Origin of the sequence: Flavobacterium sp. 245, from assembly GCF_004362055.1 — a bacterium.
GTDB lineage: Bacteria > Bacteroidota > Bacteroidia > Flavobacteriales > Flavobacteriaceae > Flavobacterium.
In genome coordinates this window covers 1-13026 of record NZ_SNXB01000014.1, presented here as the reverse complement: position 1 = coordinate 13026, position 13026 = coordinate 1, and the positions used below count along the sequence as shown (strand labels likewise).

The window sequence follows — 13026 nt, the reverse complement described above, 5'->3', positions numbered from 1 at the left end:
TTATTTGTTTTTTGGCTGAAAAATTAAAGCATAAATTTATCAGGTTCGCAAAGATTAACAACTAAATGATTCCAAACAAATCATTTTCTCTATTTTTGTAATCCTTATTCGAAATATTTAAAAATGCGAACATTTGTTATAGGCGATATACACGGAGGATTACGCGCACTTGAGCAAGTGTTGGACAGAGCCAAAGTTACTACAGAAGATACTCTTATACTTTTAGGCGATTACGTTGATGGATGGAGTCAATCTGCCGAAGTAATCGATTTTTTAATTGATCTTAAAACCAAGCAAAAATGCATTTGCATTAGAGGAAATCATGATCAGCTGGCTCTGGACTGGCTTGAAAACAGACATGAAGATTTTGATGAAGAAATGTGGTACAAACATGGCGGAAAAGCTACAGTTGAAGGATATTCTAAACTCTCTGAAGAAAAAAAGAAAACGCATATTGTATTTTTAGAATCACTGAAAGATTATTATCTTGATGATGCAAACCGACTTTTTGTTCACGCCGGATTTACAAATTTAAATGGCGTAGTCTGGGAATACTTTCCGAAATTATTTTATTGGGACAGAACACTTTGGGAGTCGGCACTTGCTCTAGACCCAAACTTAAAGCCCGATGATTTATATTACCCTAAACGATTTACGGTTTACAAAGAAATCTACATTGGCCACACACCTGTTACCAGAATTGGAGAAACTGTACCTGTAAACAAAGCCTGCGTTTGGAATGTTGATACTGGCGCTGCCTTTAAAGGTCCTTTAACGATTATGAACGTAGATACTAAGGAATTTTGGCAAAGTGAACCATTAAATGAATTATATCCTGACGAAAAAGGTAGGAATTGATTTCCAAAAAACTATTTTTGCATCTCAAAATTATTAATATTAAAGTTTATGAAAAAAGTTATTACATTCTTGTTTTTAGTATCATTCGGATTTATTAATGCGCAACAAGCTTTTAAAGGCAAAGGCGATATCAAAGTAAATGTTGGTGCTAACATTCAGGATGGTGGTTCTGGAATTCAAGGTTCTGTTGATTTTGGTTTAGGAGAAAATTTCTCTTTTGGTTTCGTTTCAAATTATTTACTTGGTGTAAATAATTTCAATGGTATTTACGGTGGTAATCCAACTCCATACAATGATTACAAACCAGAATTCAAAGATCGTTTTGATGCAAAAGCAAGAATCAATGCTAATTTAAGCAGTGTTATTGGAATCGAACAATTAGATATTTACCCAGGTTTAAGCTTAGGTTTGAAAAATTTTGGAGGACATGTTGGAGGACGTTATTTCTTTACTGAAGGATTTGGTGTTTTCACAGAAATTGGTTTCCCAATAGCAAAATACAGCGACAACAATGATGTTTTTGATCATTTAAACAATCAAGCAACTTTCAGTTTAGGAGCTTCATTTAATTTATAATAAACTTTTAAGTTCCAAAGGCTCAAAGTCACAAAGGCTCAAAGGGACAAAGTTTTTAAAAAGAAAAACCGCCTTATGGCGGTTTTTGTGTTTTATGTCTAAATTTCTGCTACTAGTCTAAGTTTTCTTTTTAAGAAAAAAAGAAAATCATTGAATGTGGCAACATAATCTTCATTTGAATTCTCATCAATTAAAAATTCTGAAAGATCTCTTTTTCTATAAGAAAACATTAAGGAATTGTACTGAATATCTGAACTTGAAGTTTGGTTTAAAAACGAAATAAGGAAGAAATAAAATACCAAAAGCCTAATCAAAACAAAGAATTTTCGAAAACCTTTACATAAACCATTTTCATTATTTTCTTTGAAAGCTTTAATAGTAAAATAAAGCAATTGAATTATAAAAATTGGTATAAGAACATTAGACAGATATAATAAACTCCGAATATCTATCAAAGACATTAATAATGTTATAAAAATCGAAGTTGCCGTATTTATAATGAAGAAATAACTTCCCCATTTAATATCTATTTCAAACTTTTCCAAATGTGTGTGTTTTTTAATTACAGCAAATGTAAATAAAAGATTACTTTGTAATTTAATCTAAAAAAATAAAAAAGAGAACCTTCATTCAAGAAAGTTCTCTTTATCTAAATCACTCTTTGCTGCTTTGTGCCTCTGAGTCTTTGAACCTAAAAATCAAATCGACATTTCAGGAATTTCACCTTCAATAATCAGATCGGCTTCAGTTGAGGCGATAATGTGCTCGACAGAAACACCTGGCGCTCGTTCTAAGAGCTTAAAACCATTTTCAGTAACTTCGAGAACCGCAAGCTCGGTTACAACCTTTTTGACGCATCCTACGCCTGTTAATGGCAAAGTGCATTTTTTTAAGATTTTAGATTCGCCTGCTTTGTTCACGTGCATCATAGCAACGATGATATTTTCGGCGGAAGCCACCAAATCCATTGCGCCTCCCATTCCTTTCACCATTTTACCTGGAATTTTCCAATTGGCGATATCTCCGTTTTCAGAAACTTCCATTGCTCCTAAAATCGTTAAATCGACTTTTTGACTGCGGATCATCCCGAAACTAAATGCCGAATCAAAAAAACTCGCGCCCGGAAGTGTTGTAATAGTTTGTTTTCCTGCGTTGATTATATCAGCATCTTCTTCACCTGCAAATGGAAAAGGGCCCATTCCTAAAACTCCATTCTCACTTTGAAATTCAACCGCAATATCTTCTCTAACATAATTCGCAACCAAAGTCGGAATCCCGATTCCAAGGTTTACAAAGTATCTGTCTTTTACTTCTTTTGCGATTCTTTTCGCTATATCTTCTTTACTAAGCATATTTCTAATGTGTCAATTTTTTAATGTGCCAATTAGTCAATTTGATAATTTGATAATTATTTAGATTACGCAAAGCATTTTCTAATTATCGCATTTCCTAATTATCTAATTCTTACCGTTCTTTGCTCAATACGTTTCTCAAACTTTTCACCTTGAAAAATACGCTGTACCATAATTCCCGGAATGTGAATTTGATTTGGATCTAAACTCCCAACCGGAACCAGTTCTTCAACTTCAGCGATTGTGATTTTTCCGGCACCGGCCATGCATGCGTTAAAGTTTCTGGCAGTTCCTTTAAAAATTAGATTTCCTGCTTCATCACCTTTCCATGCTTTTACAATTGCAAAATCAGCTTCAAAAGCTTTTTCCATGATATGCATTTTACCTTTGAATTCACGTACTTCTTTTCCTTCAGCAACTTCGGTTCCATAACCAGCTGGAGTGAAAAAAGCAGGAATTCCGGCTTGAGCGGCTCGGCATCTTTCTGCGAGAGTTCCTTGTGGCGTTAATTCCACTTCTAATTCTCCAGAAAGCATTTGGCGTTCAAACTCAGCATTTTCACCAACATATGACGAAATCATTTTTTTGATTTGTTTTTTCTGCAAAAGCAATCCCAGGCCAAAATCATCAACTCCTGCATTATTTGAAATACAAGTTAAATCTGAAATTGATGTTTTTACCAGTGCTGCAATCGTATTTTCAGGAATTCCGCATAAACCAAAACCACCAAACATAATTGTCATTCCGGTTTCAATACCTGCAATCGCTTCCTGAACATTATTAACTTTTTTTGTTATCATAACAAACTGTCTTTATTACCGTATATTTTTGATAAAAATAAGATTTTTAGATTAAATTATAACGATTTCGTAATGATTTTGATGAATTTATTTTCACCGGTTTAATTATAAATATTCAATCCAATATAAATATATCTCGTAGAGATTAAATATTGGTAGAAAATTTATTGTCAATGCTATTTTGTCCCATCGGGACTAAATGTGAAATTCATTAAAAATCTTAAAAGATGTAGTCCCTACGGGACATCTTCGAAATCTTATCATTCAATGTTTTCTACCAATATTTAACTCCTAGCGGAGTATATATACAAAAGCTAGTGATCAAAAAAATCCTCTTGTTTTCTTCCAAATTTAGAAGATCACAAAAGGATTTATTATTTAAAAACTGCATTTAAGTTTACAACTCAAATTCGTCTGTGTTTTGTTCTGTTTGTGTTGTGTCTTTTACAACAGCTGGTCTTTGGTAACAATCTACTTTTATAGAAAGATTAGCCGGACGCTCAAATTCTGATTTTGAGATCTGAAGGTTTTCATCTTTATAACAAAGCTTCATAAAATATGCCCAAACCGGAAGTGCAGCAGTAGCTCCCTGTCCGTACGTCAAACTTTTGAAACGTGCTGAACGATCTTCGCATCCCACCCAAACACCAGTTACTAAATTTGGAACCATCCCCATAAACCAACCATCAGACTGGTTTTGTGTTGTTCCCGTTTTACCCGCAATTGGGTTTCTAAACATATATGGATATCCTGTCCAACGGTTATCACCACTTCCTCCGCCTTCTGTACGTAAACGTGCACCAGAACCAGTTTCAGTAACTCCTTCTAATAATTTGATTACTGCAAAAGCAATATCTTTATTTAAAACGTCATGAGATTCTGGAATTGGTTCATAAATGACCTCACCACTTTTATTTTCAATTCGGCTTAAAAATTGAGGTTTTACATAAACCCCCTGATTTGCGAATGTGCTGTATGCCGCTACCATATCTTCAACCGTAATATCTACAGCTCCTAATGCAATTGATGGCTGCACAGGAATTTCTGTTTTTACACCTAATTTTTTAGTTAATTCTACAACAGCTTCCGGACCGGTTCTGTCAATTAATTTAGCCGAAACTGTATTGATAGAATTTGCCAAACCTTGTTTCAATGTTACCATTCCACGGTATCTGTTATCTGAGTTTCTTGGTTCCCAGTCTTCCGTTACGTGGTGACGTCCTTTATGAATCATAAATGGTCCATCTAAAATTGAATCGCATGGAGACATATTCAACTGTTCAATTGCCGTTGCATAAACAAAAGGTTTAAAAGTCGAACCAACTTGTCTTGCTCCCTGACCAACGTGATCGTATTGGAAATATTTATAATTGATACCGCCAACCCACGCTTTGATATTTCCGGTTTGAGGTTCCATTGCCATTAAACCAGACTGCAAAAAGTGTTTGTAATAGCGAATTGAATCTAAAGGCGTCATAATCGTATCACGTTCTCCTTTCCAAGTAAATATTCGCATTTGTGTTTTTACTTTGAATGAAGCAATAATATCGTCCTCGCTCTTATCCATATCTTTCATAATGGCCCAGCGCGTAGAATTTTTCATCGCTTGCATCATGATTCTCTCTGTTTCAGCTTGGGTAATGTTTACGAAAGGAGCATTTTTATTGGTTTTCATTTCAATAAAAAACTGCTGTTGCAAGTTTTTCATATGCTCTGAAACCGCTTCTTCAGCATATTGCTGCATTCTTGAATCAATAGTCGTATAAATTTTCAGACCATCTTTATAAATATCATAATCAGAACCGTCAGGCTTTTTGTTTTCAGCAACCCATTTTTTCATGTAATCACGAAGATATTCTCTGAAGTATGTTGCCATACCCTCGCGGTGACTTTCTAATTTGAATTTTAAAGTAATTGGCAAGGCTTGCAATCTCAATTTTTCTGCTGTAGTAATCATTTTTGCTTTTTCCATTTGAGAAAGCACAACATTACGGCGATTTTTAACTCCTTGTGGATTACGAACTGGATTGTATAATCCTGAATTTTTGAACATTCCAACTAAAATTGCTGATTCGTCCATCGTTAAATCTTTTGGGTCTTTCGAAAAATAAGTCTGCGCCGCAGAACTCACTCCAACAGAATAATTTCCAAAATCATAAACATTGCAGTACATTGCAAGAATTTCATTTTTGGTATATTGTCTTTCCAGACGAATGGCAATAATCCATTCTTTTATTTTCTGCACAATTCTAAACGGCAGGAATTTAGAACCTTCTCCGTGAAATAATTGTTTTGCTAATTGTTGAGTTAATGTACTCGCTCCACCATTTGTTCCTAAAGTGAAAACGGCTCTTAAAGTACCGCGTCCGTCAATTCCTGAATGTTCGTAAAAACGAGCATCTTCCGTCGCCACTAAAGCTTCAACTAAACTTTTTGGCAAATCAGAATATTTAAGTTGTGATCTATTGGTTTTAAAGTATTTACCAATTACTACTCCATCCGAAGAAATAATTTCAGTAGCTAAATTTGAATCCGGGTTTTCTAGATCTTCAAACGAAGGCATAGAGCCAAATAATCCCCAAGAGGCAAATAAAAAGAAAGCTAGAATACCCAGCAATGTATATGCAAAAACTCGCCAGAACTTCTTTTTATAGTAATTAATATCTTTAACGCTATTTGATTGATTGTTTTTCTTAGCAGCCATAACTATTTTCTAATCTTTTTGTTCTATTCTAAAACCAACGTCTGTAATACCTTCTAAAGCCTGAACACCAGGGATTTTACCTGATTCTCTAACAGCTTGTTTAATATGAACCCTATATTTTCCTTTAAACTTTACATCTTCTTTGTAAAACAATTTACTCTCTTTAATATCAGTAAAACCGTTTCCTAACAATGTTCCGTCTGGATTTGCCATTTGATATTCTAAAGTATCTACTTTTGTGAAACCACTTGGCGTTTCAATAGCTACAATTAGAAACAGGTTATTAAACGGATAATTGTTGTTGTCTCTCAAATTTACAAATAAATTGTACTTTTTGGTAGAATCTAAAACTGGCAGATCAAAAGTTACAACACTATCTTTATGCCAGGCGCTTCCAACCGATTTGTATTCATCAAATACTCTTTTTTTATCACACGAAAAAAGGAGTATTGCGACCAAAAGAAGAATTCCGCTATTTTTTATTCTCATTTTTAGTAATAATTATTGGTTTTCTAGGCTCACCAGGCTTATTTTCATTCGTTTTATTTGATTTATTCGGATGATTTTGCTTGTTATGGCCTTTGTTCGATTTATTCGGATTTCCGCCAGCTGGTTTATTGTTATTATTATTTCCTTGCTGTGGTTTGTTTGGTGCCGGTGCTGCCACCACCGCATTTTCAGCATTTGGTTTGCGTTTGCGGTTTGGTTTTTTCTTTCTTTTTGGCTGATCAAAACGAGTTAAACTCTCTTGACCCATTGCATTATTAAAGTCTTTTTCTGGTTCAGAAATTACTTCGATTGCAAAATCTTCCAATGAAGAAACTTTGTTTTTCTGTTTATTTTCGGCAATAATTTCTTTAACCTGATCAATTTTCAAAACATGCCAGTTTGCAAAATTATTAGTGTATGCAAACCACATTAATCCTTTAAAAATATCTTGTTTTTGACAAACAGCGTCTCCTTTTTCGGTTACTAATTTTGTATCATAATCTGGAAATTCTTTTAAAGCATCCATGTAAGTATCTAACTCATAGTTTAGACAACATTTAAGCTTTCCGCATTGTCCCGCCAATTTTTGTGGATTCAATGATAATTGTTGATAACGTGCCGCCGATGTATTGACACTTCTAAAATCTGTCAGCCAAGTCGAACAGCAAAGTTCTCGTCCGCAAGAACCAATTCCGCCTAAACGAGCCGCTTCCTGACGGAAACCTACTTGTTTCATTTCAACTCTTGTACTAAATTCTTTTGCGAAATCTTTAATCAGCATTCTAAAATCGACACGATCGTTAGCGGTATAATAAAACGTCGCTTTTGATCCATCTCCTTGAAATTCGATATCCGAAATTTTCATTTCCAATTTATGCTGAATCGCCAATTCTCTCGCACGAACCTTCATAGGTTCTTCACGATCACGGGCTACAGACCAAATATCAATATCTTTTTGAGATGCTTTTCTGTAAATTTTTGGAACTTCATTACTGTCCGGATTTACTCCTTTTTTCTTCATTTGAATTTTAACCAATTCGCCTGTTAAAGTAACAATTCCAATATCATGTCCTGGCGAAGCAACAGTCGCTACAATATCGCCAATACTTAAAGTTAATTTCTCTGAATTTCTAAAAAATTCCTTACGTCCGTTTTTAAAACGAACCTCAACACAATCAAAAATCGCCTCGCCATTAGACGGACTCATGTTCGAAAGCCAGTCAAAAACAGTCAATTTATTGCAGCTATCGGTGCCGCAAGTCCCATTATTTTTACAACCCTTTGGTGCGCCACCATCTGAGGTTGAACAACTTGTACATGCCATAATTATATATGTAGTGTTGCAAAAAGCAACTTAAGTTCATAAACGTTTAATCGGTAAAGATAGTATTTTTTTTAGTTTGCTTTTATGCATTAAAACTAAATGCTTGTTAAATAAACATTGATGTTGTTTTTTAAACAAAAGCTTTTTCTGGTCACTTCAAATTTGTCTTATTCTATTACCATTTCGTCGTATATGTCCGGCCAAAAGTTGAATTACAGCTGACTTTTGCGAATCAATTATTTTTAATTGAAAACTTTCCAACTACAGATTTAGTTTGCTAATAATTAGAATTTTATGTTTTACAAAATAGAAAAGAAAAAACACTTTTCGATTCACAATTATTTAAAAACATATTTCTCATATAAACAAATTAACATTTTGATATACGCAATATGTTTTCGTTGCAACAAAAATTTCACTGCCAATAAATTAAATGTCTATGCCAAATTTTACTCTTAAAAAGTTTTTTTCTTATAATCTTATTTCCCTTTTATTTTTATTTTTTCCATTTACAAAGATAAATGCTCAAAATTTTACTGAAAGTTTTAAATACAATAGTGTTCCATCTTCACTTCATATGAACGGAACTCCTTCAGCTTTTTTAACTGGAGGTTTTGGAACAAGAGATGGATATAGTGATGTCAATGGAAACGGTTATCTACGATTGACTAATGTAAATACCACACAAAAAGGAATTGTATGGTCAACGATACCTTTTTCTTCAGCAAAAGAAATTAGTGCATCATTTGAATATTATATACACAGCGGAAATGGCGGTGATGGAATCGCTTTTATTTTATTTGATGAAAATACACCTACGCCTTTACCGGGAGAATTTGGTGGTTCTTTAGGATATGCACAAGCCAATGGACAAAATGGTTTTACAAATGGATATTTAGGTATTGGAATTGATGAATATGGTAATTTTTCATCTAATGCCGAAGGTAGAACAGGAGGTCCTGGAAGCATGGAAAGTGCTATTGTATTAAGAGGTAAGGGTTCTGGAACTTCAGGCTATCCCTATTTAACAGGTGCAAAAACACAATCATCACCTTTTTATTTTGATATAGCCGGAAATGACAGAACAGCCACTGACCCTAGCAAAGCAGGCTTCAGAAAAATTGATATACTTTTAAAACCGCGATCTGGAGGAGGTTTTTTTGTATCAGTTTATCTAACTCATGGGAATACTAAAAGTTTAATAATTGATAATTATGCTTATACAACAGTAGCTCCAACAAATTTAAGATTTGCCATTACAGCTTCAACGGGATTATATACCAATTTTCATGAAATACGTAATTTAAATGTTTCCTCTTTATATCAACCCATTGCAAACCCCGATTCTTTTTCAGGAATTGTGGGCGTGTCCGCAACTTCTGCAGATATAACCGCCAATGATAATGGAACAATAAACGCACCTGCGACTTTAGACAGAACATCAGTAGACCTGGACTTGGATTCAATAGGTATACAAAATTCTATCACAGTTATAGGAAAAGGAACATTTATCTATGATTCAGTGACAGGAAAAGTCACATTTATTCCTTTAAATAATACAATTGAAGGACCTGTACAAATAAATTATACTTTTAATGATACTTACGGTAAAACATCAACTGTTGCCACTATCACATATAATTCCATTAAAATTACAGGAGTTAACATATGTCCTGGAGGTACCGGTTCGCTAGTAATAGAACCTTCTGCCCCCAGAACGACAACTTCCTTTTCTGGTCATTGGAATTCTCAAACAGACCCTAAAGCTTTTATACCGAATGATTTAGTTAATGGTTTTTTAGTTAATTCTGCAAACTGTTCTTTCTCCACAAATGCTTCAAGAAATTATACAGCAACTGAATTTTCTGTCACTCGATCTGGGATCTATGTACTTAAAATGACCGATAGTAATGATTATGATGGCTTGGCATACATTTATTCAGGTAATTTTGTACCTGGAAAATGTAATGCAGGAGGTACATGGATAATAGGAGATGATGATTTTGACGGTCGTTTTACAGAACCCAGATTGACCGTTTATTTACAAAGTGGAGTTAAATACACACTGATTTCAACACTTTGGGCTTACAATGATATAGGGGTTTATTCTGGAGATTATTCCTGGACAGTTACTCCCCCACCGGGAGGTCAGTTTACACTGACTCCTTTAAATTATTGGTATACATCAGCTTCTGGTGGTACGCCTATTGGCTGGGGGCCAAGTTTTAATCCAGTTGGAGTAACGAACTCTGGTTTAGTAAATACAAATACCCCAGGTTCTACTATTTATTATGTTGGCGATGAAACAAACGCACCAAGATTTCCTGTGTCTTTTACTATAAAAGAAGACGCCAATGCTGGACCAGCCTCGTCATCACCAACTGCCTGTATCAATACCGACTTAGTTTCTATTACACACACTACTGTAAATTCAACAGGCATAGGGACACCAACAGGTTTACCTTCTGGAGTAACCGCGACTTGGGCATCGAATTTAATTACAATTAGTGGAATACCAACTCAATCAGGTATTTTTAATTACATCATTCCTATAATTGGTGAATGTGGAAATAATACAGCAACAGGAAAAATAACCGTTACAACAAAGGCCAATGATATAATCACAACATCATCAATATGTTCTGGACAGACTTACACATGGCCTGCAAACGGAATTGTATACACTACATCACAGGCAGGACTTAGAATTAGCAATAACGGATGTATGGCAGATCAGGTTTTGAATCTGACTGTAACTCCTAAACCGGCTGATAGTATCACAACGCAAACAATATGTTCAGGACAGACTTACATATGGCCAGCAAACGGAATTGTATATACTACATCACAGACAGGACTTAGAATCAGCAATGACGGATGCACCGCAGATCAGGTTTTAAATTTGACTGTAACTCCAAAACCGGCTGATAGTATCACAACCCAAACAATATGCTCAGGACAGACTTACACATGGCCTGCAAATGGCATTGTGTATACTACGTCACAAACGGGGCTTAGAATCAACAATGACGGATGTACTGTCGATCAGGTACTGAACCTTACAGTTACTCCAAAACCAGCTGATAGTATTACGACCCAAACAATATGTTCAGGACAAACTTACACATGGCCTGCAAATGGCATTACATATTCTGCATCTCAGACAGGACTTAGAATCACCAATGACGGATGTACTGCCGATCAGGTACTGAACCTTACAGTTACTCCAAAACCAGCTGATAGTATTACGACCCAAACAATATGTTCAGGACAAACTTACACATGGCCTGCAAATGGTATTACATATTCTGCATCTCAGACAGGACTTAGAATCACCAATGACGGATGTACTGCCGATCAGGTACTGAACCTAACAATTGATGTGCCAATTAGTCAAGCTATAGGATTTCCAGATACTATTTGTGTTGGAGAAACAATTTTAATTGTGCCTCCAACCGATGGAAACATATTAATTTCTTCAGACAACTCTATAGCTACAATATCATCAGGTTTAGTAACTGGAGTAAAGGCTGGATCAACCAATATAACTTATAAATGGAAAAATACAGGCGTATGTCCTGATGGATCAATTAGCGGATTAATAACCGTGATACCAAAACCAGCTGATATCATCACAAATCAAACAATCTGCTCAGGAGAGAATTATACATGGCCCGCCAACGGCATTTCATATTCTACTTCACAAACAGGGCTTAGAATCAACAATGACGGTTGTACCGCTGATCAGGTATTGAACCTGACCGTTAGACAAAATCTTATTGTTACCCAAATTGCATTTCAAGAATGTATTGGAAGTTCGTTTAACAATTTCGTAATCAACAGAGTAACTTCAGGAACAGTAACAGATATAGGAACACCATTAAACTTGCCAACCGGCCTTACTGCTTTTTGGTCACCGTTGGATAATACAGTCCAAATTAATGGTACAATAACTGAAGCAAACAATTTATGGTATAGCATTCCTTTATTAACCGAAGATTGCGGTATTCAAAATGCAATAGGTCAAATCAAAGTAAACCCGAAACCAGCTGATATTATAACAACAAAATCAATCTGCTCAGGAGAGAATTATACATGGCCTGCAAACGGCATTTCATATTCTGCTTCACAAACGGGACTTAGAATAAATAATGATGGATGTACGGCTGATCAGGTATTGAACCTTACCGTTACTCCGAAACCAGCTGATATTATAACAACAAAATCAATATGCTCAGGAGAGAATTATACATGGCCTGCAAACGGCATTTCATATTCTGCTTCACAAACGGGACTTAGAATAAATAATGACGGATGTACTGCCGATCAGGTTTTGAACCTGACTGTTGGAAGCAAGCCTTCGGATGTTGTAATTACGGAGTCAATCTGTGCAGGAGAATCTTATAAGTGGATTGATAATGTTACCTACACAACATCTCAAAATGGAGTCAGAATCAGCAATGACGGATGTACAGCGGATCAGGTATTAAACCTGACTGTTACTCCTAAACCAGCTGATATTATTACAACCCAAACAATATGTTCTGGACAGAATTACAAATGGCCTGCAAATGGCATTGTGTATACTACATCACAAATGGGGCTTAGAATCAACAATGACGAATGTACTGCCGATCAGATATTGAACCTTACCGTTACTCCGAAACCAGCTGATATTATAACAACAAAATCAATCTGCTCAGGAGAGAATTATACATGGCCTGCAAACGGCATTTCATATTCTGCTTCACAAACGGGACTTAGAATAAATAATGACGGATGTACTGCGGATCAGGTTTTGAACCTGACTGTTGGAACTAAACCTTCTGATATTGTGACAAACAAATCAATCTGTGCAGGAGAATCTTATAAGTGGATTGACAATGTTACTTATACAGCATCGCAAAACGGAATCAGAATTAG

Annotated in this window: 9 protein-coding genes; 3 read left to right on the top strand and 6 right to left on the bottom strand. The window is 35.3% G+C overall.

Going from position 1 to position 13026, the window contains the following annotated elements; translation table 11 throughout:
- The first annotated feature begins 123 nt into the window (after positions 1–123).
- Together EV145_RS20445 and EV145_RS20440 are read left to right on the top strand one after the other, a co-directional pair.
- A complete protein-coding gene (locus EV145_RS20445; protein ID WP_133527045.1) occupies positions 124–858 on the top strand; it encodes a metallophosphoesterase family protein in 735 nt (244 codons plus the stop codon).
- Positions 859–906: 48 nt separating this feature from the next.
- Positions 907–1434, top strand: a complete 528-nt coding sequence (locus EV145_RS20440; protein WP_133527044.1) for a DUF6646 family protein — start codon at positions 907–909, stop codon at positions 1432–1434.
- 98 nt (positions 1435–1532) lie between these two features.
- On the opposite strand, the gene EV145_RS20435 is transcribed toward EV145_RS20440, so the two are convergent.
- The 6 genes from EV145_RS20435 to EV145_RS20410 form a co-directional block, all read right to left on the bottom strand.
- Entirely contained in the window at positions 1533–1979 is a 447-nt protein-coding gene (locus EV145_RS20435) for a hypothetical protein (protein ID WP_133527043.1), read from the bottom strand.
- Positions 1980–2132: 153 nt separating this feature from the next.
- Positions 2133–2786 carry a 3-oxoacid CoA-transferase subunit B gene (locus EV145_RS20430; RefSeq protein ID WP_133527042.1) on the bottom strand — a complete coding sequence of 218 codons (654 nt, stop codon included), beginning with the start codon at positions 2784–2786 and terminating at the stop codon, positions 2133–2135.
- Positions 2787–2887: 101 nt separating this feature from the next.
- Complete coding sequence (locus EV145_RS20425) at positions 2888–3586, bottom strand: CoA transferase subunit A (protein WP_133527041.1); 699 nt, start codon at positions 3584–3586, stop codon at positions 2888–2890.
- 397 nt (positions 3587–3983) lie between these two features.
- Positions 3984–6290, bottom strand: coding sequence for a penicillin-binding protein 1A (locus EV145_RS20420; RefSeq protein WP_133527040.1), 2307 nt, complete (start codon positions 6288–6290; stop codon positions 3984–3986).
- A gap of 9 nt (positions 6291–6299) precedes the next feature.
- Positions 6300–6779, bottom strand: a complete 480-nt coding sequence (locus tag EV145_RS20415; RefSeq protein WP_133527039.1) for a gliding motility lipoprotein GldH — start codon at positions 6777–6779, stop codon at positions 6300–6302.
- Positions 6763–8103, bottom strand: coding sequence for a stage 0 sporulation family protein (locus EV145_RS20410; RefSeq protein WP_133527038.1), 1341 nt, complete (start codon positions 8101–8103; stop codon positions 6763–6765). The genes EV145_RS20415 and EV145_RS20410 overlap by 17 nt, the downstream gene beginning before the upstream one ends.
- A 439-nt stretch (positions 8104–8542) precedes the next feature.
- On the opposite strand from EV145_RS20410, the gene EV145_RS20405 reads away from it, so the two are divergent.
- A partial coding sequence (locus EV145_RS20405) for a lectin-like domain-containing protein (RefSeq protein ID WP_410501084.1) occupies positions 8543–13026 on the top strand: 4484 nt, incomplete at its 3' end.

Bases quoted from the DNA above. Each gene is read 5' to 3' on its own strand.
- EV145_RS20445 (WP_133527045.1), top strand. From the start codon at position 124: ATGCGAACATTTGTTATAGGCGATATACACGGAGGATTACGCGCACTT.
- EV145_RS20440 (WP_133527044.1), top strand. From the start codon at position 907: ATGAAAAAAGTTATTACATTCTTGTTTTTAGTATCATTCGGATTTATT.
- EV145_RS20430 (WP_133527042.1), bottom strand. From the start codon at position 2,786: ATGCTTAGTAAAGAAGATATAGCGAAAAGAATCGCAAAAGAAGTAAAA.
- EV145_RS20425 (WP_133527041.1), bottom strand. From the start codon at position 3,586: ATGATAACAAAAAAAGTTAATAATGTTCAGGAAGCGATTGCAGGTATT.
- EV145_RS20420 (WP_133527040.1), bottom strand. From the start codon at position 6,290: ATGGCTGCTAAGAAAAACAATCAATCAAATAGCGTTAAAGATATTAAT.
- EV145_RS20415 (WP_133527039.1), bottom strand. From the start codon at position 6,779: ATGAGAATAAAAAATAGCGGAATTCTTCTTTTGGTCGCAATACTCCTT.
- EV145_RS20410 (WP_133527038.1), bottom strand. From the start codon at position 8,103: ATGGCATGTACAAGTTGTTCAACCTCAGATGGTGGCGCACCAAAGGGT.